This window comes from Pseudomonas sp. B21_DOA, from assembly GCA_030544685.1.
GTDB classification, from domain to species: domain Bacteria; phylum Pseudomonadota; class Gammaproteobacteria; order Pseudomonadales; family Pseudomonadaceae; genus Aquipseudomonas; species Aquipseudomonas fluorescens_AO.
This window is the reverse complement of record CP086683.1, coordinates 239090-259490: the sequence shown is the minus strand read 5'-3', so window position 1 is coordinate 259490 and position 20401 is coordinate 239090. Positions and strand designations below refer to the sequence as shown.

The window sequence follows — 20401 nt, the reverse complement described above, 5'->3', positions numbered from 1 at the left end:
TCAGACCTCGGCGGACGTGGCGGCGCGATTGAGTTCGGCCAGGGACAGATGACGGTCGAACAGCGGCGCCAGGCTCTGGTCATGGCTGACGAACAACAGACTCGATCCGGCCTCGCGGCACTCGGCAAACAGCAGGCGAATGAAGTTCTCGCGGGCGTCGTAATCCAGTGCCGAGGTCGGCTCGTCGGCGATCACCAGTTCCGGTTGGCCGATCAACGCGCGGGCGGCAGCGACCCGTTGTTGCTGGCCGATGGACAGCGAGTCGGCGCGGCGGCTGAGGATGCTTTCGTCTTTCAGACCCAAGTGCGCGAGCAGGGTGGCGGCGGCCTGATCGACGCTGCCGTGGCGCTGTTTCGCCCGTTGCGCACGCAGTTTCGAGAAGTGACACGGCAACTCAACGTTCTCGCGCACCGAGAGAAACGGCAGCAGGTTGAATTGCTGGAAAATGTAGCCGGTGTGATCGACACGGAAGGTGTCGCGGGCGCCAGCGGAGAGTTCGGTCAGCTCTTGGCCGAGGAGGCGAATGCTGCCGCGACCGGGCTTCTGCACTCCGCCGAGCAGGCCGAGCAGGGTGGTCTTGCCGCTGCCGCTGGGGCCTTTGAGAAACAGGGTTTCGCCGGCTTCCAGACGAAACGCCGGGATGTCCAGCAGCGGCGGGTGACCGGGCCAGTTGAAGCCAAGGTCGGAAAGTTCGATGAGTGCTTGGGTCATGGCACCGATTTTCATGAAGTGAACACATAACCCTGTGGCAGCGAGCCTGCTCGCGAAAGCGCTGGGTCAGACACCCACATGTCAACTGACACGCCGCCTTCGCGAGCAGGCTCGCTCCCACAGGGATTTCGGTGGATCCTAGAATTTCAGTGCAGCCGATTTCGCCGTCACTTCGGTACCTTGCTGGCCGCTGGCGCTGATCAGTTGTACCTGAATCTTCTGCGTCGCCGGGAAGGTCTTGAAGATGTTCGCAAGATCCAGCGTGTTCAGCGCCCCCGGTGTGGCGCAGCTGAATTGGTAATGCGCATGGATCTCGCTGTGGTCGTGGTGATGCTCGTGACCGTCCTTGTCTGCCTCATCTTCGTCGTGATCATCGGCGTCCGGCTTGTCGCCGAACAGCGGGCTTTCCAGTTCCTGGCTGACCACTTTGCAACCGGCCGCAGCGGGCAGACTGAACAGGGCCAATGGTTTTTCCAGCTGCGCGCGAGCGGCAGCGACTTTGGCCTTGTCGGCGTCCGACGTGGCCGCGTGTTCAAAACCTACCAGATTCATCGCCGGGCTTTCCAGCTCCAGCTCCAGGGTTTGCCCGTCGAGCGCGGCGTTCAGCCGGCCCACACCATGCTCATGCGCACCGAGGCTGCCATGCTCATGATCGTGATCGTGCTCATCCACCGCATGGGCAGCGGCCAGCGGCAACAGGGCAAATGGCAAAGCAAGCAGCAAACGACGCATGACGAACTCCGAAAAATGAAAAGTTTGTTATGTAATCTTATAACGAAAGTGCGCAGAGTGTGCCCGTGCGTTTGAGATTGCGCAAGACATGGCTAAGCACCGCCCGGGATGAGTTCGCGGGCGGTGCTGGGATTGGATGTCATGCTTGCAGAATCAGAAGCCTGCGCCGGGATAGTCGAACCAATAGTGTCCCGAAAGAACATCGTTGATCAGATTTGCGTCGAGCACGCTCGGGGCATCGCGACTGAAACGCTGTCGCCAAGCCGGAAGCCACCAGTAGTTGATGGCTGTTCCGCGCGGAAATACCACCAGAGTCAGCACCTCCTTATCCATTTTGCCCTGCGTGTAGAGTTGATGACTGCGATCCATCAGGGCCATGTACTGGTCGATTGGCAGTCTGAACATCAGTGCGATGGTGAAGATTTTTTCACTCTGACTGAACGCCGGACTCTGCAGTACCCGCAATGCTTCGCAAGTGTGTGAATTCGGTTGACTCGCTATGCTCTGGCCTTCGGGGGTTGAAAGTATGTCGAAACGATCATCCATGTCTCGCCAGTCGGTCCGGCTATTGCGCTCAAAGTAATCACGAATAACAAGGGTCAGTGGACCTCCAGTTTCCCCGTCAGCGGGACAAGCCGAAAGATCGGCAGGCAACCAGATGCGCCATGCCACGATGAGCAAAAACGGAATTATGAGGAGGAGCGAATAAGGGCGTTTCATTACATGGTGCTGTGAGAAAAAGAACACTGTAGATGAATGCCCGATAACCGCCACACTGGACGACTTTACTTGGCGTTGCACAAGTCCCATGGGAGCATGCAGGTCAGAAAAGTGCAGGAGCGAACTCGATGTTGCGGATACGCGGAACGGTCGGCGAGGTGCCGGTGGATTTGACGGTGGAGCTGGATGACAGCGATTGGGCGAGGCTGGGTTCCGCGCTAAGCGGGCAGGCGCCGATTGCGCAGTCTGAGGCGGTTGCGCCGGCTCCGGCGGCGAAGCCAGTGAGTCAGGACGATGCGCTGTGGCAGGTGGCTAAAGACTTGTTGCGCAACGCCGGGCAACTTAGCGGGCCGGATCTGCTCGATCAGTTGGAGGCGCTCACCGGTAGTGCGGCGGCGGGCAAGCGTTTGCTCGTGCGTTTGCGCCACAGTGCCGATGTGAAAGTGGCGAGCGGCGGGGATACCCCGCTCTATAGCTGGATCGGGTGAACCGCTAAAGATCGCAGCCTTCGGCAGCTCCTACCGAATCAGCGTTCATCCACAAAAACGCGGTGAACCCGATCCGATGTAGGAGCTGCGGCATCCTGCGATCTTTTGCTCTCAATAAAGCGCAGCAAACATCTTGCGGCGATACACCGTCACCAGCGGATGATCATTGCCCAGCAGTTCGAACACCTGCAGCAAGGTCTTGTGCGGCAGGCCTTCACCGTAGCTGCGGTTGCGGATGAACAGTTTGAGCAGGGCGTCCAGCGCCGCTTCGTATTGCTGGCGTGCCAGTTGCTGGATCGCCAGTTGATACACCGCTTCATCGTCCTGCGGATTTTGCGCCAGGCGGCTCTTCAGGTCGGCGGCGTCCGGCAGGTCGCGGGCGAGGCCGAGGAACTGGATCTGCGCCTTGGCCCCGGCGAGTGCGGCTTTGTGCTCATCGCTCTTGACCGCGTCGAGCACGGTTTGCGCTTCGCCCAGCTCACCGCGTTCGGTCAGGCAGCGTGCGTAAAGGATCAGCGCTTTGGCGTTGGTATTGTCTTCATTGAGAATGGTCACCAGCACCGCTTCCGCCTCGGCGAAGTGACCTTCGTCGAACATCGCTTGGGCCTGTTCGAACGGGTCGGCAGCGGCCGGTGGCGGCATCTGCACATGCGGTTCCAGCAGGGCGCGCACGGCGGATTCCGGTTGTGCCCCGGCAAAGCCATCGACCGGCTGACCGTCCTTGAACAGCACCACGGTCGGCAGGCTGCGAATGCCGAAGCGGGCGACGATGTCCTGCTCGATGTCGCAGTTGACCTTGGCCAGCAGCAACTCGCCCTGATAGCTCTCGGCAATGCCTTGCAACATCGGCATCAACGCCTTGCAGGGCGCACACCATTCGGCCCAGAAATCCACCAGCACCGGTTTGTTGAAGGAGGCTTCGATCACCGACTGGTCGAAATCGGCAGTCGTGGCGTCGAAGATGTACGGCGTTTGCTGACTCATGGGGGATCTCGTCGAAGAAGCTTGGAATGGAGCAACTATACGGCTTGGTGGGGGTGGCCGGAAGCGGGGCGGGTTTTGAGATATGTGTCGCCTGGAAGGACGCTATCGCGGGCAAGCCCGCTCCCACAGTGTTTTGGGTATTACGCAAAATCTGCGGACGACTTCAGACCCTGTGGGAGCGGGCTTGCCCGCGAAGCTTTAGCTAGCGCCGTGCATGGTAGAGGCTGACATGTCTGAATTCCTCAGGCTCGGCCAGATCCGGCAAGGTCATCGCCTCGAGCATTTCAATTCGCTCATACAACGGATGACGAAAATCCCGCACCCGTGAATCCGCCACCAGCGCCTCGCGTCCGCGACTGAGAAACGCGTCGAGCAGCGGCAAGTTCGCCCGGTCGTACAACACGTCGGCAACCAGAATCAGATCGAAGCGATCGGCCTCGGCAAAGAAATCCGTCGAATAGCTCATCTGCACATCGTTGAGCTCGGCGTTCGCCTTGCACGCGGCGATCGCCAGCGGATCGAGATCGCAGGCCACCACTTCCACCGCTCCGGCCTTCACCGCCGCGATGCCGGCGATCCCGGAACCAGCACCGAAATCCAGCACGCGCTTGCCGCGCACCCAGTCGGGAAACTGCGCCAGATAACGCGCCACGGCCAAGCCGCTGGCCCAGCAAAAACTCCAATAGGGCGGTTCATGCAGGATGCGCTGGGTTTCTTCCTGGCTGAATTCGCGGGCCATGTTGTCGCCGTCGATCAACCACAGCTGCAAATCAGTGCCGGGCAACGCGCAGGCTTTCAGTCTGGCGTCGCCGAGCAATTCCCCAAGGCCTGCTGCAGGTCGAGCGGTGCCTTCATGGCGCTTTGATGAATTGCAGCTGGCCCAACGCCTGAGTGGTTGGTTGCGTGATGGTCTGCGACGGCAGGTGCAGGATCAGCTGCCCGGACTGGCTGGCGCGACCGCGCAGCTCAACCCGTGCGCCGGCCGGAAATGCCTCGGGGTTGAAGCGCAGGTGAAACGGCAGGACCTGGTTGTTGCCGATCAGACTGGAACTGGCGAGCAATTGTTGCGGGCGATCCTTTTCGTCGATCACCAGCAGCGCCAGTTCGACTTCGGCGCCGGCCGGCACGCCTTGCAGGGTGCCGCTCAGTTCGCGCTGATGCGCGGGCAGCGGGCCCAGTTCGGCGGCCTCTTTGGCTTTTTCTGCGCCTGCTGCGGGCGGGGCCCGGGGTTGGCGGTTGCGGCTTGGGTGCGTCGCTGCCACAGGCCACCAGCAGGCTGAAAAGACTGAGCAGAACGAGCGGACGTAACGGCATTGGAGGCTCCGGCAGAATGAATTCCATGGATCAGACGATCATGCCGTTCTGTATACCGCAAAGCCTATGGCTTGTCTTGCCACGGGGATGCGCTACCATGGCCCTCCCATTTTTTGTTGCCAGCCACCATGCACTGTCCCTTCTGCGGTGCCAACGACACCAAGGTCATCGACTCGCGTCTGGTCGCCGAGGGCGAACAGGTGCGCCGCCGGCGTGAATGCCTGGCCTGCGGCGAACGTTTCACGACGTTCGAGACGGCCGAACTGGTGTTGCCGCGCCTGATCAAAACCGACGGCAGCCGCCAACCGTTCGACGAAGAAAAACTCCGCGCCGGCATGCAACGCGCGCTGGAGAAACGTCCGGTCAGCGTCGAGCGCCTCGAATCCTCTCTGGTTCACATCAAGCACAAGCTGCGCGCCACCGGCGAACGCGAGGTCAAGTCCCTCGTGGTCGGCGAACTGGTGATGGCCGAGCTGCAAAAGCTTGATGAAGTCGCCTACATCCGCTTCGCTTCGGTGTACAAACGCTTCCAGGACCTCAATGAATTCCGCGAAGAGATCGACCGCCTCGCCCGCGAACCGGTGAAAGAATGACCACCGCCGCCGAGCAGGCGATCCTCGACGCGCATTTCATGGCCCGTGCGCTGGAACTGGCGCGCAAGGGCCACTACACCACCCATCCCAATCCACGAGTCGGTTGCGTGGTGGTGCGTGACGGCCAGATTGTCGGCGAAGGCTGGCATGAGCGCGCCGGCGAACCCCATGCCGAAGTCCACGCCTTGCGTGCCGCCGGCGAGCAGGCCCGGGGCGCCACGGCGTACGTGACCCTCGAGCCTTGCAGCCATCACGGGCGCACGCCGCCGTGCGCCGATGCCTTGGTGACCGCTGGCGTTGCCCGCGTCGTGGCGGCGATGCGTGATCCCAATCCGCAAGTCGCCGGGCGCGGTTTGCAGCGCCTGGCTGAGGCCGGTATTGCCACCGAAAGTGGTGTGCTGGAGGCTGAAGCGCGCAAGCTCAATCAAGGTTTTCTGAAACGCATGGAGCATGGCTTGCCATTCGTGCGGGTCAAGCTGGCCATGAGTCTCGACGGCCGCACAGCGATGGAAAGCGGCGAGAGCCAGTGGATCACCGGCCCGGCGGCGCGTTCTGCGGTACAGCGTTTGCGCGCTGAGGCGGCTGTGGTGCTGACCGGCGCCGACACGGTGCTGGCCGATGGCGCACGCTTGACCGTACGCGCGGACGAGCTTGGTCTGGACGGCGAGCAAACCGCGCTGGCCATGAGTCGCCCGCCACTGCGGGTGTTGATCGACGGCCGTCTGCGGGTGCCGCTGGATGCACCGTTTTTCAAGGCCGGGCCGGCGCTGGTCGCCACCTGTGTCGCGGTCGAAGAGCAATACGCCAATGGCCCGGAATGCCTGATCGTGCCGGGTGACGACGGCCAGGTCGATCTGCGTCAATTACTCATCGAACTGGCTCATCGTGGCACCAACGAGGTGCTGATCGAGGCAGGCCCGCGTCTGGCCGGAGCCTTTGCGCAACTGGGGCTGGTCGACGAATTCGTGATCTTCATTGCCGGCAAGTTTCTCGGCTCCACGGCGCGTCCGCTGCTCGACTGGCCGCTGGCGCAGATGAAAGATGCGCCGGAACTGAAAATCACTGAAATCCGCGCGGTGGGCGATGACTGGCGAGTCACTGCGATCCCTGTCCCTGCAGCCCGCGTATAATTCCCGGCCATCGCGTTAGCGCTGGCCTCGTTCTCAAGGAGAACCGCATGTTCACCGGCATCATCGAATCCATCGGCAGTATCCGCGCACTGACCCCAAAGGGTGGTGATGTGCGGGTTCACGTCGCAACCGGCAAGCTCGACCTGAGCGACGTCAAACTCGGCGACAGCATCGCGGTCAACGGCGTTTGCCTGACCGCCGTCGAATTGCCGGGCGACGGCTTTGCCGCCGACGTCAGCCGCGAAACCCTTGATTGCACCGCCATGAATGACCTGAAAAGCGGCAGCCCGGTCAATCTGGAAAAAGCCCTGACCCCGACCACTCGCCTCGGCGGGCATCTGGTCAGCGGTCATGTCGATGGTGTCGGCGAAGTGGTATCGCGCAGCGACAATGCCCGCGCCGTGGAATTTCGCATCCGTGCGCCGAAAGAGCTGGCCAAGTACATCGCCCACAAGGGCTCGATCACCGTCGATGGCACCAGCCTGACCGTGAACGAAGTCGATGGCGCCGAATTCATGCTGACGATCATTCCGCATACCCTCAGCGAAACCATCATGGCTGCGTACAAGCCGGGCCGCCGGGTAAATCTGGAAGTCGACCTGCTGGCGCGTTATCTGGAGCGTCTGCTGCTGGGTGACAAGGCCGCCGAGAAGACTGCCGGCAGCACGATCACCGAAAGCTTTCTGGCCCAAAACGGCTACCTTAAATAATTCAAAAGAAGGGGTGCCTTGTGGCGCTCAATAGCATCGAAGAACTGGTTGAAGACATCCGCCAAGGCAAGATGGTCATCCTCATGGATGACGAAGACCGCGAGAACGAAGGCGACCTGATCATGGCCGCCGAATGCTGCCAGGCCGAACACATCAACTTCATGGCCAAGCACGCCCGTGGCCTGATCTGCATGCCGATGAGCCGCGAGCGCTGCGAACTGTTGAAGCTGCCCCTGATGGCGCCGCGCAACGGTTCCGGTTTCGGCACCAAGTTCACCGTTTCGATCGAAGCTGCCGAAGGCGTGACCACCGGCATCTCCGCCGCTGACCGTGCGCGCACCGTGCAAGCGGCTGCGGCCAAGGACGCCAAGGCTGAAGATATCGTCAGTCCGGGCCACATTTTCCCGCTGATGGCCCAGGCCGGCGGCACCCTCGCTCGCGCCGGCCACACCGAAGCCGCTTGCGACCTGGCGCGCATGGCCGGTTTCGAGCCGAGCGGAGTGATCTGCGAAGTGATGAACGACGACGGCACCATGTCCCGTCGCGCTGAACTCGAAGCATTCGCCGCCGAACACAACATCAAGATCGGCACCATCGCCGACCTGATCCACTACCGGATGATCCACGAACGTACCGTTCAGCGGATTGCCGAGCAGCCGCTGGACAGCGAACTGGGCCAATTCAACCTGGTGACCTATCGTGATTCGGTGGAAGGCGACGTGCACATGGCACTGACGCTGGGCACTGTCTGCGCTGAGGAGCCGACGCTGGTTCGCGTGCACAACATGGACCCGCTGCGCGACCTGCTGATGGTCAAGCAACCCGGTCGCTGGAGCCTGCGCGCCGCCATGGCTGCGGTCGCCGAGGCCGGCAGCGGTGTGGTGCTGCTGCTCGGTCACCCGCTCGATGGCGACGTGCTGCTGGCGCATATCCGTGAAACCGGTGAGCAGGCAGCGCCGAAAAAGCCGACCACCTACAGCATTGTCGGGGCCGGCTCGCAGATACTGCGTGACCTGGGCGTGCGCAAAATGCGCTTGATGTCGGCGCCGATGAAGTTCAATGCGATATCCGGTTTCGATCTGGAAGTTGTAGAATACGTGCCCTCCGAATAATGACCGGCTGTTTCCGGACTCCAATTCGCGGCAAATAATCACTGAGGGACGCGTAGCAGACGCGTCCCGGCTCTTTAAGAGAACTGACGAATGACCCTGAAGACCATCGAAGGTACCTTCATCGCCCCTAAAGGCCGCTACGCTCTGGTAGTGGGCCGCTTCAACAGCTTCGTGGTTGAAAGCCTGGTCAGCGGTGCCGTTGATGCCCTGGTTCGCCACGGCGTGAGCGAAAACGACATCACCATCATCCGCGCACCGGGCGCCTTCGAAATCCCGCTGGTTGCGCAGAAAGTTGCCCAGAAAGGCGAGTTCGCAGCCATCATCGCCCTCGGCGCGGTCATTCGTGGCGGTACTCCGCACTTCGAATACGTGGCTGGCGAGTGCACCAAAGGCCTGGCCCAGGTCTCCATGGAATTCGGCGTACCGGTCGCCTTCGGCGTGCTGACCGTCGATTCCATCGAGCAAGCCATCGAACGTTCCGGCACCAAGGCCGGTAACAAAGGTGCCGAAGCTGCCCTGTCCGCTCTGGAAATGGTCAGCCTGCTGGCGCAGTTGGAGGCCAAGTGATTAGCGACGAAAGCGATCGTTTCAACCCGCGCGATCCGAAACCTGCGGATGCCGGCAAGCCGTCGAAGAGCGCCAAGCGTCGTGAAGCCCGTCAGCTCGCGACTCAAGCGCTGTACCAGTGGCACATGGCCCGGCAATCGCTGAACGAGATCGAAGCGCAGTTTCGCGTTGATAACGATTTCACCGATGTCGACGGCGCCTACTTCCGTGAAATCCTTCACGGGGTTCCGCAGTTCAAGACCGAAATCGACACCGCCCTGACGCCGTGCCTGGATCTGGCGATCGAAGAGCTCGACCCGGTTGAACTGGCGGTTCTGCGCCTGTCGACCTGGGAACTGCTCAAGCGCGTCGACGTGCCGTACCGCGTTGTGATCAACGAAGGTATCGAACTGGCCAAGGTGTTCGGTTCGACCGACGGCCACAAGTTCGTCAACGGTGTGCTCGACAAGCTGGCCCCGCGCCTGCGTGAAGCTGAAGTGAAGGCGTTCAAGCGCTGATCGGCGCTTGAATACTTTTTCTCGGCCATGGGCGAGTTTGAGCTGATCCGCAATTTCTTCGCCGCCGCGCCTTGTGCGCAGGGCGGCGAAGGCGTTGCTCTGGGGATCGGCGACGACTGCGCCTTGCTGGCGGTTCCCGTTGGGGAGCAGCTGGCGGTTTCCACCGATACGCTGGTGGCCGGTGTGCATTTCGCCGACCCCTGCGATCCGTTTCTGCTCGGTCAGCGCTCGCTGGCCGTCGCGGTCAGTGACCTGGCCGCCATGGGCGCCGCGCCCGTTGCCTTTACCCTTGCCTTGACCTTGCCGACGGTAACTGCCGATTGGCTGCAAGCCTATGCCCGTGGTTTGAACCGCATGGCGCAAAGCTGCGGCGTCGCGCTGGTCGGTGGCGACACCACGCGCGGGCCGTTGAGCCTGACGGTCACCGTGTTCGGCCGCGTACCCGCTGGCCAGGCGTTGACCCGCAGCGGCGCGCGACCGGGCGACCTGCTTTGTGTCGGCGGTGAATTGGGCAACGCCGCCGGGGCGCTGCCGCTGGTGCTGGGGCAACACGACGCCGCGGCCGAAATCGCCCAGCCGCTGCTCGATCATTACTGGTCGCCACAGCCGCAACTGGCCCTCGGTCAGGCCTTGCGGGGCAAAGCCACAGCGGCGCTGGACATCTCCGACGGTTTGCTCGCCGATTGCGGGCATATCGCGCTGGCGTCGAAGGTGCGACTTGAGATTGAACGCGAGCGTGTACCGTTGTCGGATGCTTTAGTCGCATTTCTCGGTCAGCCCGGTGCCGAGCGTGCGGCATTGAGCGGTGGTGATGATTACGTACTGGCCTTCACCTTGCCGTCCGCCGGGTTGCCGGCACTGCTGGCCGACGGCTGGCCGATCCATGTGATCGGGCGCGTGGCGTCTGGCCAGGGCGTGGTACTGCTGGACCGCGACGGGCGCGACATCACTCCGCAGATTCGCGGCTACCAACATTTTCAGGAGACACCGTGACAGATCACCCGAAACAGGTCCCTGCCGAATTCGTGCCTCCGTCGGTCTGGCGCAATCCTTGGCATTTCCTCGCGTTCGGCTTCGGCTCCGGCACCCTGCCCAAGGCGCCGGGCACGTGGGGCTCGCTGGTGGCGCTGCCGTTCATTCCGTTGTGGCAGATGCTGCCCGACTGGGGCTACTGGCTGATGCTCGGCATCACCATGCTGTTCGGCTTCTGGCTGTGCGGCAAAGTCGCTGACGATTTGCGTGTGCACGACCACGAAGGCATTGTCTGGGACGAAATGGTCGGCATGTGGATCACCCTGTGGCTGGTGCCGGCAGGCTGGTACTGGTTGCTCGCGGGTTTTCTGGTATTCCGCTTCTTCGATATTCTCAAGCCGTGGCCGATCCGCTGGATCGACAAGCACGTGCATGGCGGCGTCGGCATCATGCTCGACGACGTGCTGGCCGGTGTGTTCGCCTGGCTGGCGATGCAAGGGCTGGTCTGGGTATTCGCCTGATTCGACTCACGTGAGGAAACACGCAATGCTGCGACGCGGGTTGGCCCTGCTGCTTCTGGCTCTGCTGGGCACGTTCGCCCACGCGCAGGCCGCCGCGCCTGTGCCTGCGGTCATCCATCTGGCCAGCGAAGACTGGGAGGATTACACCGCCGCCGATGGCCGTGGTCTGGCCTGGGACGTGTTGCGCAAAGTGTTCGAGCCGGCCGGGGTCAAGCTGGATATTCGCACGGTGCCGTACACCCGTTCGATCGGGCTGGTGCAGTTGAAGGAGGTCGACGCACTGGTCGGCTCCTACCGCGACGAAGCCGAGCATGTGCTGTACCCGCAATCGAAGTTCGATTCTGATCACATCTACGCGCTGGGCCTGGCGAGCAGCCCGCCGCCGACCCAGGCGACCCTGGGCAAATATCGTCTGGCCTGGGTGCGCGGCTACCGCTACGAGAACTACTTGCCGAACATCCAGCGCTTCAACCAGATCGAACGACGTACCGGCATTCTGCTGATGCTCAAGCAGGGCCGGGCGGATTACTACATCGATGCGCTGACCGAGATTGAAGCGGTCGTGCGCGATGCCGCGGATCCAGCGCAGTATCGCTATTCGCATCTGGCTGAGTTGCCGCTGTTTCTCGGTTTCGCCGATACCCCACAGGCTCGCGCGTTGATGGCGCTGTATGACCGGCGCATGGCGGAGCTGGTCAAGAGCGGAGAGTTGAAGCCGGTCTTCGAGAAGTGGCAGCAGCCGTATCCGTTTGATCCAAAATGATCACAATGTCCTGTGGGAGCGCATGGCAACTGTCATCAAACTTTTTGATGGTTATGCCCGATAATTCAGCCTAAGCGTCTACAGGAACCTGCTGTTACAATGCCGGCCTGCGAATTTTCAGTCTTCTAGATCAGGAGCACATCGGTGCCTGTCGTCTTCGTCGCCGCTTCCAAGCTGCCAACGCCTTTTGCGCAATTCACCATGCACGGCTTTCTCGATGAGAGCACCGGGCGTGAGCACGTCGTGCTCAGCCTCGGTGAAATTGCCGACGGCGCCCCGGTACTCGGTCGCCTGCATTCCGAATGCCTGACCGGTGATGCCTTGTTCAGCCAGCGCTGCGACTGCGGCTCGCAACTGGAAGCCGCGTTGCAGGCGATTGCCCGCGAAGGCCGTGGCGTGCTGCTGTACCTGCGTCAGGAAGGGCGCGGCATCGGTTTGTTGAACAAGATCCGCGCTTACGAGTTGCAGGACGGCGGCGCCGACACCGTGGAAGCCAACGAACGTCTGGGCTTCGCCGCCGATCAGCGCGACTACGCCATGTGCCTGCCGATGCTCGAACATCTGGGCGTGAAATCCCTGCGCCTGATGACCAACAACCCGCGCAAGGTCAAAGCGCTGACCGACATGGGCATCGTCGTCGCCGAGCGCGTGCCGCTGCACACCGGGCACAATCCGCACAACAAACTCTACTTGGCGACCAAGGCCAGCAAGCTCGACCACATGATGGGCAACGAACATCAGGGCGAGGTCGACCGCGCGTGACCCGCGGCCAGGTACGGCGGCGGTTGGCGGTGGCCTGGTGGCAATACCTGGCGCTGGCGCTGTTGCCGCTGTTCGTGCTCAACGCGTTGTTCGGTGAAGGTCAGGGCCTGTTGCCAGTGCTGGCAATGCCTTTGTTCATCGCCGGCGTTGCCTCGATGTTTGTCAGCCTGAAGTATTTCTCACGTTACAAACATGCACTGATTGCCACGCAAAAAGCCCTCGATACCGCCGATGAACCCGCTGCCTGGATCGCCCTTGCGGCGCGTCGGCGTGCGGCGTTGCTGGTGGCGTCTTTGCCGGCCTGGATTGGCGCACTGGCGGTGTTCATCGGCCTCGAAGCCGTGCCGTTGATGCTGCTGGCGCTGTCCACCGCCGTGCTGTTCTACCTCTACCGTATTCCGCGTCAACTCGGTTGATGCCTCGCCTGTGGCTGGCGCTTCTGCTGCTCGCCCTGAGCAGCCCGGCGCTGGCTGCATTGCGGGTGGTCAGCCTCGCCCCGTCGCTGTCTGAAATCGTCGTTGAGCTGGATTCCGCCGACCTGCTGGTCGGCGTGCTGGATGCCGGCGAGCGGCCGGCGGCGATTGCCGATGTTCCATCAGTAGGCCGCTATGGCCAGCTCGATATGGAGCGCTTGCTTAGCCTGAAACCGGATTTGTTGTTGCTCTGGCCCGGAAGTGTTGGCGCGGGGCAGCGTGATCAGCTCAAGCGCCTGAACATTCCCACCTTCGTCGCCGAACCGCACACTTTGACGCAACTCGCCGCGCAGATCGAAGCCATTGCCGAACAGCTCGGGCGTCCTGAACGTGGGGCGGAACGAGCGGCCGAATTGCGCAAGCAGCTGAATGATCTGCGCCAGCGTTATCGTCGTGATGAACCGCTGCGGGTGTTCTATCAGGTCTGGGACAAGCCGCTGTATACCGTCGGTGGCGGGCAGATCATCAGCGATGCGCTTGAGGTGTGCGGTGCGCGCAATGTGTTTGCCGACCTGAATCTGCCAGCGCCGCAGGTGAGTATCGAGGCAGTATTGCAGCGTGATCCCGAGACGATTGTCGCCGGTGATCAGGCGCAGCTTGAAGCGTGGAAGGCATGGCCGCAGGTGGCAGCAGTCAGGCAGGGGAGACTGCTATTGGTCACTGACAAAGGCCTCGAGCGACCGAGCGGGCAGATGATCAGCGCCACCGCCAAGCTTTGCCAATCGATCGCGCCCGACCGTTGAAACCGTGGTGCTTGTATTCGCGAGCAAGCTCGCTCCCACATTTGATCGGGTTTTAACCAAGAATCTGGGTGCAAGAGAGATCAACTGTGGGAGCGAGCTTGCTCGCGAAGAGGTCGGATGATACAGCGCTGATCTCAGCTCAGAGTTCAGGGGTCCACGTCACCCCGAACATCCACGCCCGGCCCTCCTCGCGATAGCCATACTGCGCGCCGTCATAGCTGTAATTCGCCCGGCTGTAACCCTTGTCCAGCAGGTTATCCACCTTCAGATCCAGCTTGATCTCACGATTGAGCGCCCAACTGCTGCGCAGCCCGAGCGTGCCGTAGCCGCCCAGCGACTGGGTGTTGTTCAAGTCATCGTAACTGCTGCTGACTAACTGCCAACTGGCGCCGAGTCCCAAGCGATCGAATTGCCGATCCACATCCCAACTGGCCGTGCGCCGCGCCCGTCGCGCCAAGGTATGCCCGGTATCGCGATCACGGGGATCGATGATTGCTACGCCAAGATTGCTCTGCCAGCCAAACAGCTCCTGCTTCAGTGCCGCTTCAAAACCATTGATCCGCGCTGACGCAACATTATGCGGTCGGGAGTTGCTGCCGAAGATGATCGCGTCTTCCAGGTCGGTACGGTAAATCGAGGCTTCCAGCCGCGCGCTGTCGCTCAACTGGCTGCGCCATTGCAGTTCGTAGCTTTTCGAGGTTTCCGGTTTCAGGTCGGGATTGCTGAAATCCGGGTAGTACAGGTCGTTGAAGGTCGGCGCACGGAACCCTTCGCTGTAGCTCAGCAGCACGTCGTTGTCCGGATTCAGCGGCAAAGTGAAGGTGCCGCTCCAGGTGTTCTGGCTGCCGAACTGCTGGTTGTCGTCGTGGCGCAGGCCGATCTCGGTGGAGAAACTGTCCGCCTGGTAGCGATGCTGGATGAAGGCTGCGCGGTTCCAGCGGCTGTCCTCGTCAAACGCGGTGCTGCTGTTGACCCGGTCTTCGTACCAGTCGGCGCCCAGAATCAGGCTGTTGCGCGCGTCCAGCGTCAGGTCGTTCTGCCAGTTCACCGAGTCGCGATAGGTGTTGAACACCGTGCGCTCGTCGCTGAGCTTGTCGAAGGTCTTTTCGCGGTTTTCGCTGTGGCCGAATTCGACGCGGGTTTTCCAGCTTTCATTGACCCGCGCATCGACATAACTGCTGACGCTGCTGACATTGAAATCACTGTAGGGCTGCTGTTGCACCGACTCGAAAGTGTCCATATCGAAGCGGCCGAACGGGTTGTCGAATTCGCTCCTGCCACGGTTATCCAGCAGATTGGCGCCGATTTCGAGGTCTTCGGTCAGCGCGTGGCTGAGGCTCAGGCTGAGGGATTTGTTGCGGTAGGCATCATGGTCGCGGTCGCTTGGATACGACTCGTGGGTACGGTCGATCCCGGCCGTTTCGTCGAGGCTGGCACCGAGGTTGAAGCGGGTTTTCTCGTCGCCGCCGGACAAGCCGAGGCTGCGTTCCCATGTCTGCTGACTGCCGAAGCCGAGGTGCAAGCGTGGCTGCAAGCCTTGCTCGGTGCCGCGCCGGGTGAAGATCTGGATCACCCCGCCAATCGCGTCGCTGCCGTAAATCACCGAGCGCGAACCGCGCAGCACTTCGATGCGCTCGATCTGCTCGATGTTCAGATGCTGCAGGTTGCTGTCGCCGGAAGTCGAGTTGCCGATGCGCTGGCCATCGACCAGCACCAGACTCTGCGCCGATTGTGTGCCGCGAATGTAGATCCCCGGCAGACTGCCGCGCCCGCCGGTCTGCGCCACTTGCACGCCGGGCACGCGCCGCAGCAGATCGGGCACGTCGCTGGGTTGCAGGCGATCAATGTCTTCGCGGGTGAACACGGTGTTGGCGGCGCTGCTGTCGTTGCGCGCTTCGACCTGACGATTGGCGCTGATCAGCGTGTCCGGCAGCTTCAGCGCCTGATCGCGTTCGAAGGTGTCGGCGAGGGCGCTGGCGGTTGGCAGCAGGAGGAAGGGCAGGGCGAGGCGGAGGTTCATCGGTGGTCCGTGAGAAATTGCAGATGTACACAAATTTTATGCTTCCACAAAACACTGTGGGAGCGGGCTTGCCCGCGAAGAGGCCGGTACATTCAACATCGAGGTTGAATGTGCCGAAGCCTTCGCGGGCAAGCCCGCTCCCACAGGTATTGTGTGTTCAGCGAGTTAGCGGGCGAGCAATGCCAGGCGCTGGCGAATCGACGCTTCGATTCCGGCCTCATCGAGCCCGCATTCGGCGAGCATCTGCGCCGGTTTCGCATGCTCGACATAAATATCCGGCAAGCCCAGATGCAGCATCGACTTGAGGATGTTCTCGCGGGCGAGGAATTCGCTGACCGCGCCGCCGGCGCCGCCCATGATTGCGTTCTCTTCGATGGTCACCAGCAGCTCGTGGCTACCGGCGATCTCGCGCACCAGCGCTTCATCCAGCGGTTTGACGAACCGCATGTCGACCACGGTGGCGTTGAGTTTCTCGGCGACTTTCAAGGCTTCGCTCAGTTGCACGCCGAACACCAGCATGGCGACCTTGCTGCCCTGACGACGAACGATGCCCTTGCCGATTTCGATCGCTTCGAGATCTTTTTCGATGACTGCATTCGGCCCGCTGCCACGCGGGTAACGCACCGCCGCCGGGCCGTTGTAGAGGTGGCCGGTGGTGAGCATCTTGCGCAGTTCGTTTTCATCGCTCGGGGTCATGATGACCATCCCCGGGATGCAGCGCAGGTACGACAGGTCGTAGCTGCCAGCATGGGTCGGGCCGTCTTCGCCGACCAGACCGGCACGGTCGATGGCGAACAGCACGTCGAGGTTCTGCACCGCGACATCGTGCACCAACTGGTCGTAACCGCGTTGCAGGAACGTCGAGTAGATTGCCACCACCGGTTTCGCGCCTTCGCAGGCCATGCCGGCGGCGAACGTCACCGCGTGCTGCTCGGCAATCGCCACGTCGAAATAGCGCTCGGGGAAACGCTCGCTGAACGCCACCAGATCCGAGCCTTCCTTCATCGCCGGGGTGATCCCGACCAGACGCGCGTCAGCCGCGGCCATGTCGCACAGCCACTCGCCGAACACTGCCGAATACTTCGGCCCGCTGGCGACTTTCGGCGCAGCGGCCGGGGCGTCCAGAGGTTCGAGTTTGGTGATGGCGTGATAACCGATCGGGTCGACTTCCGCCGGGGCGAAGCCTTTGCCTTTCTTGGTGACGATGTGCAGGAACTGCGGGCCTTTGAGATCGCGCATGTTGCGCAGCGTGGCGATCAGGGTCGGTAGGTCGTGGCCGTCGATCGGGCCGATGTAGTTCCAGCCCAGTTCTTCGAACAGGGTGCCGGGGACCAGCATGCCCTTGGCATATTCTTCGGTGCGACGGGCGATTTCCCAGGCGCCGGGCAGGCGCGAAAGGACTTTCTTGCTGCCCTCGCGCATGCTCGCATAGGTGCGGCTGGACAGGATCTTCGCCAGATAATTCGACAACCCGCCGACGTTGCGCGAGATCGACATATCGTTGTCGTTGAGGATCACCAGCATGTTGGCGTTGACTTCCGGCGCATGGTTGAGCGCCTCGAAAGCCATGCCGGCGGTCAACGCGCCGTCGCCGATCACGGCGATGGCTTTGCGATCGCTATCCTGCAGGCGGGCGGCAATGGCCATGCCCAGCGCGGCACTGATCGAGGTGCTGGAGTGGCCGACGCCAAAGGTGTCGTACTCGCTCTCGGAGCGGCGCGGGAAGGCGGCAATGCCGTCCTTCTGACGCAGGCTGGCCATGCGCTCGCGGCGACCGGTGAGGATCTTGTGCGGATACGCCTGATGCCCGACGTCCCACAGCAGACGGTCGTCCGGGGTGTCGAAGACGTAATGCAACGCGATGGTCAGCTCGATCACGCCCAGGCCGGCACCGAAATGCCCACCGGTCTGGCCGACCGTGTAGAGCAATTCCAGGCGCAACTCATCGGCCAGGGTTTCCAGCTCGGCTTCGCCTAACCGGCGCAAGCCGTCCGGCGTGTTCGCACGGTCGAGCAGGGGCGTGGTCGGGCGCTTGCGGGGAATCTCATGAAACGTCGTGGGCATCAGGCGAATCGTTATAGGTATAAAAGATGCGGCAGTTTACCTGATGCATCGGCCCCTGCCCACGCGTTGGTCTTTTTTGGCCGATACGCCGTCAGTTGCGCCGCTCGACGATATACCGGGCCAGCTCCCGCAACGGCTCGGCGGCCGCGTCAAACGGTCGCAGCGCCTGCAGGGCCTGATCGCGCAGTTCCAGCGCATAAGCCTTGGCGGCGTCGAGACCGAGCAGGGCCGGGTAGGTCGGCTTGTCGCGGGCAATGTCGGCGCCCTGGCGTTTGCCGAGGGTGGCGGTATCGCTTTCCACGTCGAGGATGTCGTCCTGCACCTGAAAGGCCAGACCGATGGCCTGTGCATAAGTCTGCAGGGCCTGTAGCTGATCGGGTTGGGCGTGGCCGCTGGCCAGGGCGCCGAGCCTGACGCTGACTTCAATAAGCGCGCCGGTCTTGTGCCGGTGCATTTGTTCGAGAGCTGTTTGATCGAGCTTGACACCGACCGAGCCGAGGTCGATGGCCTGGCCACCGACCATGCCGGCCGGGCCGGCTGCATGGGCCAGCGCCGTGACCATCTGCAGACGGATTTCGCTGCTGCAATCGCTCAGACGCGGGTCGAGCAGCGCGCTGAAGGCCAGGCTCTGCAAGCCGTCACCGGCGAGGATCGCGCAGGCTTCGTCGAATTTCTTGTGGGTCGTCGGCTGGCCGCGACGCAGATCGTCGTCGTCCATCGCTGGCAAATCGTCATGCACCAGCGAATAGGCGTGGATCAATTCGACCGCACACGCCGCGCCACTGGCCTGTTCAGCCTGGCCATCGAGGGCTTCGCACGCGGCGTACGCCAGCAATGGGCGCACGCGTTTGCCGCCGTTCATCACGCTGTAGCGCATCGCTTCGTAGAGCCGCGCCAGTTCCGGCAGCGGCGCGTTGAACAGCGTCTCCAGCGCCGCGTTGACCCGGGCCTGACTGCTCGCCGAATACGCCGCGATCATTCTGGCTCATCCGCGTCGAAGGGTTCCTCGGCGAGCTCGCCATCGCGCTCCAGCAGCACCTGCACTTTCTGCTCGGCCTGGGCCAGCGCCGCCTGGCAGTCACGGGTCAGACCGATGCCCTGCTCGAAAGCGGTCAGCGAGTCTTCCAGCGACAATTCACCGTTCTCCAGACGCTCGACCAGTGTTTGCAGGTCGGCGAGGGATTGTTCGAAATCCAGTGCAGCTTTTTGCGGGCCATGGCGGCAATTTCCGGTAGACGTTAAACCGGCGCGACACTAGCAGATAGGGGGTATGGGCAAATGAGACGCCCCACCCAAAGCCGCGCACATGACCCCGTGGCGAGGGATTTATCCCCGCTGGGTTGCGTAGCAACCCTAAAACCAGACAACCGGTACTCTCAGGAAAATCGAAGTCGCCGGTTTTACGACTGCTGCGCAGCCGAGCTGGGATAAATCCCCTTGTCACAAAGTTAATGAGAAGTTTCGGGGCTGAGGCTTATTCGGCTCATTTTATGAGCCGAATAACTTCGCTATTCGGCTCACGCCCTCTCGAAAGCGCAATTCCTACAGCAATCACACATGTATCCGATTGTTAAAAAACTGCCGAATCGCTAATCTTCGCGGCTTCTACGGCCCCGACAGTTGCGGGGCATTCAGACGAAACGCAGTTCACCGCTGTGAAGTACCGAGGATCGGGTGCGAGGTTTCGTTCAAGGCATGGCAGGAGGCGTCACATGCGTTCATTTCTTTTGCTGCTGATCGGCTTCGCCTGCGCGCCTGTGCTGTGGGCCGCGCCGACTGCGCAATTGTCCGAGCCGGTCGGCGGCTGGCGTTATCACGGCTTGCTCGATCGTTCGGAAAATCCGCAGGTCGCCTACCCGACGCCGCCGATCGATCGCGGCATCCAGCGCAATCGCACGATGATCCAGGGCCAGCTCAAGGCTCTGGGGCACATGCGCCCGCCGCACAGCCTCGCCGTCAACGGCAATCCATTGAATCTGTACACCGATGATCAGGGGCGCTTCGCCCGGCCTTACGCGTTCGGCGCCGGCTCCAACAGCGTTGAAGTGATCAGTGCCGAAGGCCAGTCGCTCAAGCGCGTGCAATTTTATGAAGCAAATAATCTGCGCACGCCGGCGAAGATTCGTCTTGTCTTGGGATGGGACGACCCGAAAGCCGAACTGGATCTGCATATTGTCACCCCCGACGGTCAGCATGCGTTCTGGGCGCGGCCGGCGCTGAGCAATGGCGGCGGCCTCGACCCGGATGGCGTCGACGGCCCCGGCCCGGAAATGTTCACCATGACCGCGCCGCTGCACGGCACGTATCTGGTCTACGTCAACTATTGGGGCAACTACGGCGATGGTGGCTATAACTTCGAGGAGACCAGCAATCAGAACGAGGTGATCACCTCGCAGATCACCCTGGTGCTCAACGAAAACACCGTCGACGAAAAACGCGAAACCTTCATCGTGCCCCTGCGGGCGATCGGTGATCTGTTGCTGGTCAAGACTTTCAACTATTAAGCATCCCGCCACGGATGAACT

22 protein-coding genes and 2 pseudogenes are annotated in these 20401 nt (G+C 62.0%); 14 read left to right on the top strand and 10 right to left on the bottom strand.

Annotated features, from left to right (window positions below):
- From LJU32_01245 to LJU32_01235, 3 genes are all read right to left on the bottom strand, one after another.
- Positions 1 to 711 (bottom strand): ABC transporter ATP-binding protein, encoded by a 711-nt coding sequence (locus LJU32_01245; protein WKV89156.1) that lies wholly within the window; start codon positions 709 to 711, stop codon positions 1 to 3.
- Between the two features lie 138 nt (positions 712 to 849).
- On the bottom strand, positions 850 to 1443 hold the full coding sequence (locus LJU32_01240; GenBank protein WKV89155.1) for a DUF2796 domain-containing protein: 594 nt from the start codon (positions 1441 to 1443) through the stop codon (positions 850 to 852).
- Between the two features lie 153 nt (positions 1444 to 1596).
- Positions 1597 to 2163, bottom strand: coding sequence for a hypothetical protein (locus LJU32_01235; GenBank protein ID WKV89154.1), 567 nt, complete (start codon positions 2161 to 2163; stop codon positions 1597 to 1599).
- Positions 2164 to 2291: 128 nt separating this feature from the next.
- Here LJU32_01235 and LJU32_01230 point away from each other — a divergent pair, with 128 nt between their 5' ends.
- Positions 2292 to 2651 (top strand): hypothetical protein, encoded by a 360-nt coding sequence (locus tag LJU32_01230; GenBank protein ID WKV89153.1) that lies wholly within the window; start codon positions 2292 to 2294, stop codon positions 2649 to 2651.
- A gap of 111 nt (positions 2652 to 2762) precedes the next feature.
- On the opposite strand, the gene trxA is transcribed toward LJU32_01230, so the two are convergent.
- From trxA to LJU32_01215, 3 genes and pseudogenes are all read right to left on the bottom strand, one after another.
- Entirely contained in the window at positions 2763 to 3635 is an 873-nt protein-coding gene (trxA, locus tag LJU32_01225; protein ID WKV89152.1) for a thioredoxin, read from the bottom strand.
- Positions 3636 to 3837: 202 nt separating this feature from the next.
- Positions 3838 to 4490, bottom strand: a pseudogene (locus LJU32_01220) (50S ribosomal protein L11 methyltransferase).
- Positions 4487 to 4949, bottom strand: a pseudogene (locus LJU32_01215) (YbaY family lipoprotein). The pseudogenes LJU32_01220 and LJU32_01215 overlap by 4 nt, the downstream one beginning before the upstream one ends.
- Positions 4950 to 5077: 128 nt before the next feature.
- Between LJU32_01215 and nrdR the strand changes: the two are divergent.
- From nrdR to LJU32_01155, 12 genes are all read left to right on the top strand, one after another.
- Positions 5078 to 5542: a transcriptional regulator NrdR gene (nrdR, locus tag LJU32_01210; protein WKV89151.1), complete on the top strand. Its 465-nt coding sequence runs from the start codon at positions 5078 to 5080 to the stop codon at positions 5540 to 5542.
- Positions 5539 to 6672 carry a bifunctional diaminohydroxyphosphoribosylaminopyrimidine deaminase/5-amino-6-(5-phosphoribosylamino)uracil reductase RibD gene (ribD, locus tag LJU32_01205; protein WKV89150.1) on the top strand — a complete coding sequence of 378 codons (1134 nt, stop codon included), beginning with the start codon at positions 5539 to 5541 and terminating at the stop codon, positions 6670 to 6672. The genes nrdR and ribD overlap by 4 nt, the downstream gene beginning before the upstream one ends.
- 47 nt (positions 6673 to 6719) lie before the next feature.
- On the top strand, positions 6720 to 7382 hold the full coding sequence (locus LJU32_01200; GenBank protein WKV89149.1) for a riboflavin synthase: 663 nt from the start codon (positions 6720 to 6722) through the stop codon (positions 7380 to 7382).
- 20 nt (positions 7383 to 7402) lie between these two features.
- Positions 7403 to 8494 (top strand): bifunctional 3,4-dihydroxy-2-butanone-4-phosphate synthase/GTP cyclohydrolase II, encoded by a 1092-nt coding sequence (locus LJU32_01195; GenBank protein WKV89148.1) that lies wholly within the window; start codon positions 7403 to 7405, stop codon positions 8492 to 8494.
- A gap of 90 nt (positions 8495 to 8584) precedes the next feature.
- A complete protein-coding gene (gene ribE, locus LJU32_01190; protein ID WKV89147.1) occupies positions 8585 to 9061 on the top strand; it encodes a 6,7-dimethyl-8-ribityllumazine synthase in 477 nt (158 codons plus the stop codon).
- Entirely contained in the window at positions 9058 to 9558 is a 501-nt protein-coding gene (nusB, locus tag LJU32_01185) for a transcription antitermination factor NusB (protein WKV89146.1), read from the top strand. Before ribE ends, nusB begins: the two co-directional genes overlap by 4 nt.
- Positions 9559 to 9585: 27 nt before the next feature.
- Positions 9586 to 10551, top strand: coding sequence for a thiamine-phosphate kinase (gene thiL / locus LJU32_01180; protein WKV89145.1), 966 nt, complete (start codon positions 9586 to 9588; stop codon positions 10549 to 10551).
- Positions 10548 to 11051 (top strand): phosphatidylglycerophosphatase A, encoded by a 504-nt coding sequence (locus tag LJU32_01175; GenBank protein WKV89144.1) that lies wholly within the window; start codon positions 10548 to 10550, stop codon positions 11049 to 11051. The genes thiL and LJU32_01175 overlap by 4 nt, the downstream gene beginning before the upstream one ends.
- Positions 11052 to 11076: 25 nt before the next feature.
- The gene (locus tag LJU32_01170) at positions 11077 to 11814 is read left to right on the top strand and encodes a transporter substrate-binding domain-containing protein (protein ID WKV89143.1); all 738 of its coding nucleotides are present in this window, start codon (positions 11077 to 11079) and stop codon (positions 11812 to 11814) included.
- A gap of 144 nt (positions 11815 to 11958) precedes the next feature.
- The gene (gene ribA, locus LJU32_01165) at positions 11959 to 12576 is read left to right on the top strand and encodes a GTP cyclohydrolase II (GenBank protein WKV89142.1); all 618 of its coding nucleotides are present in this window, start codon (positions 11959 to 11961) and stop codon (positions 12574 to 12576) included.
- On the top strand, positions 12573 to 12992 hold the full coding sequence (locus tag LJU32_01160; GenBank protein ID WKV89141.1) for an MFS transporter: 420 nt from the start codon (positions 12573 to 12575) through the stop codon (positions 12990 to 12992). Before ribA ends, LJU32_01160 begins: the two co-directional genes overlap by 4 nt.
- Entirely contained in the window at positions 12992 to 13792 is an 801-nt protein-coding gene (locus tag LJU32_01155) for a cobalamin-binding protein (GenBank protein WKV89140.1), read from the top strand. The genes LJU32_01160 and LJU32_01155 overlap by 1 nt, the downstream gene beginning before the upstream one ends.
- Before the next feature lie 139 nt (positions 13793 to 13931).
- Here LJU32_01155 and LJU32_01150 read toward each other — a convergent pair whose 3' ends face one another.
- The 4 genes from LJU32_01150 to LJU32_01135 form a co-directional block, all read right to left on the bottom strand.
- Positions 13932 to 15812, bottom strand: coding sequence for a TonB-dependent receptor (locus LJU32_01150; GenBank protein ID WKV89139.1), 1881 nt, complete (start codon positions 15810 to 15812; stop codon positions 13932 to 13934).
- A 165-nt stretch (positions 15813 to 15977) separates the two neighbouring features.
- Entirely contained in the window at positions 15978 to 17876 is a 1899-nt protein-coding gene (gene dxs, locus LJU32_01145; GenBank protein WKV89138.1) for a 1-deoxy-D-xylulose-5-phosphate synthase, read from the bottom strand.
- Between the two features lie 91 nt (positions 17877 to 17967).
- The gene (gene ispA, locus LJU32_01140) at positions 17968 to 18855 is read right to left on the bottom strand and encodes a (2E,6E)-farnesyl diphosphate synthase (protein ID WKV89137.1); all 888 of its coding nucleotides are present in this window, start codon (positions 18853 to 18855) and stop codon (positions 17968 to 17970) included.
- Positions 18852 to 19073, bottom strand: a complete 222-nt coding sequence (locus LJU32_01135) for an exodeoxyribonuclease VII small subunit (protein ID WKV91015.1) — start codon at positions 19071 to 19073, stop codon at positions 18852 to 18854. Before LJU32_01135 ends, ispA begins: the two co-directional genes overlap by 4 nt.
- Before the next feature lie 515 nt (positions 19074 to 19588).
- Here LJU32_01135 and LJU32_01130 point away from each other — a divergent pair.
- Complete coding sequence (locus tag LJU32_01130; GenBank protein ID WKV89136.1) at positions 19589 to 20380, top strand: DUF2135 domain-containing protein; 792 nt, start codon at positions 19589 to 19591, stop codon at positions 20378 to 20380.
- Positions 20381 to 20401: the final 21 nt, after the last annotated feature.

Bases quoted from the DNA above. Each gene is read 5' to 3' on its own strand.
- ispA (WKV89137.1), bottom strand. From the start codon at position 18,855: ATGATCGCGGCGTATTCGGCGAGCAGTCAGGCCCGGGTCAACGCGGCG.
- LJU32_01240 (WKV89155.1), bottom strand. From the start codon at position 1,443: ATGCGTCGTTTGCTGCTTGCTTTGCCATTTGCCCTGTTGCCGCTGGCC.
- LJU32_01235 (WKV89154.1), bottom strand. From the start codon at position 2,163: ATGAAACGCCCTTATTCGCTCCTCCTCATAATTCCGTTTTTGCTCATC.
- LJU32_01130 (WKV89136.1), top strand. From the start codon at position 19,589: ATGCGTTCATTTCTTTTGCTGCTGATCGGCTTCGCCTGCGCGCCTGTG.
- dxs (WKV89138.1), bottom strand. From the start codon at position 17,876: ATGCCCACGACGTTTCATGAGATTCCCCGCAAGCGCCCGACCACGCCC.
- LJU32_01155 (WKV89140.1), top strand. From the start codon at position 12,992: ATGCCTCGCCTGTGGCTGGCGCTTCTGCTGCTCGCCCTGAGCAGCCCG.
- LJU32_01170 (WKV89143.1), top strand. From the start codon at position 11,077: ATGCTGCGACGCGGGTTGGCCCTGCTGCTTCTGGCTCTGCTGGGCACG.
- LJU32_01230 (WKV89153.1), top strand. From the start codon at position 2,292: ATGTTGCGGATACGCGGAACGGTCGGCGAGGTGCCGGTGGATTTGACG.
- LJU32_01150 (WKV89139.1), bottom strand. From the start codon at position 15,812: ATGAACCTCCGCCTCGCCCTGCCCTTCCTCCTGCTGCCAACCGCCAGC.
- ribE (WKV89147.1), top strand. From the start codon at position 8,585: ATGACCCTGAAGACCATCGAAGGTACCTTCATCGCCCCTAAAGGCCGC.
- ribD (WKV89150.1), top strand. From the start codon at position 5,539: ATGACCACCGCCGCCGAGCAGGCGATCCTCGACGCGCATTTCATGGCC.
- trxA (WKV89152.1), bottom strand. From the start codon at position 3,635: ATGAGTCAGCAAACGCCGTACATCTTCGACGCCACGACTGCCGATTTC.
- thiL (WKV89145.1), top strand. From the start codon at position 9,586: ATGGGCGAGTTTGAGCTGATCCGCAATTTCTTCGCCGCCGCGCCTTGT.
- LJU32_01245 (WKV89156.1), bottom strand. From the start codon at position 711: ATGACCCAAGCACTCATCGAACTTTCCGACCTTGGCTTCAACTGGCCC.
- LJU32_01200 (WKV89149.1), top strand. From the start codon at position 6,720: ATGTTCACCGGCATCATCGAATCCATCGGCAGTATCCGCGCACTGACC.
- nrdR (WKV89151.1), top strand. From the start codon at position 5,078: ATGCACTGTCCCTTCTGCGGTGCCAACGACACCAAGGTCATCGACTCG.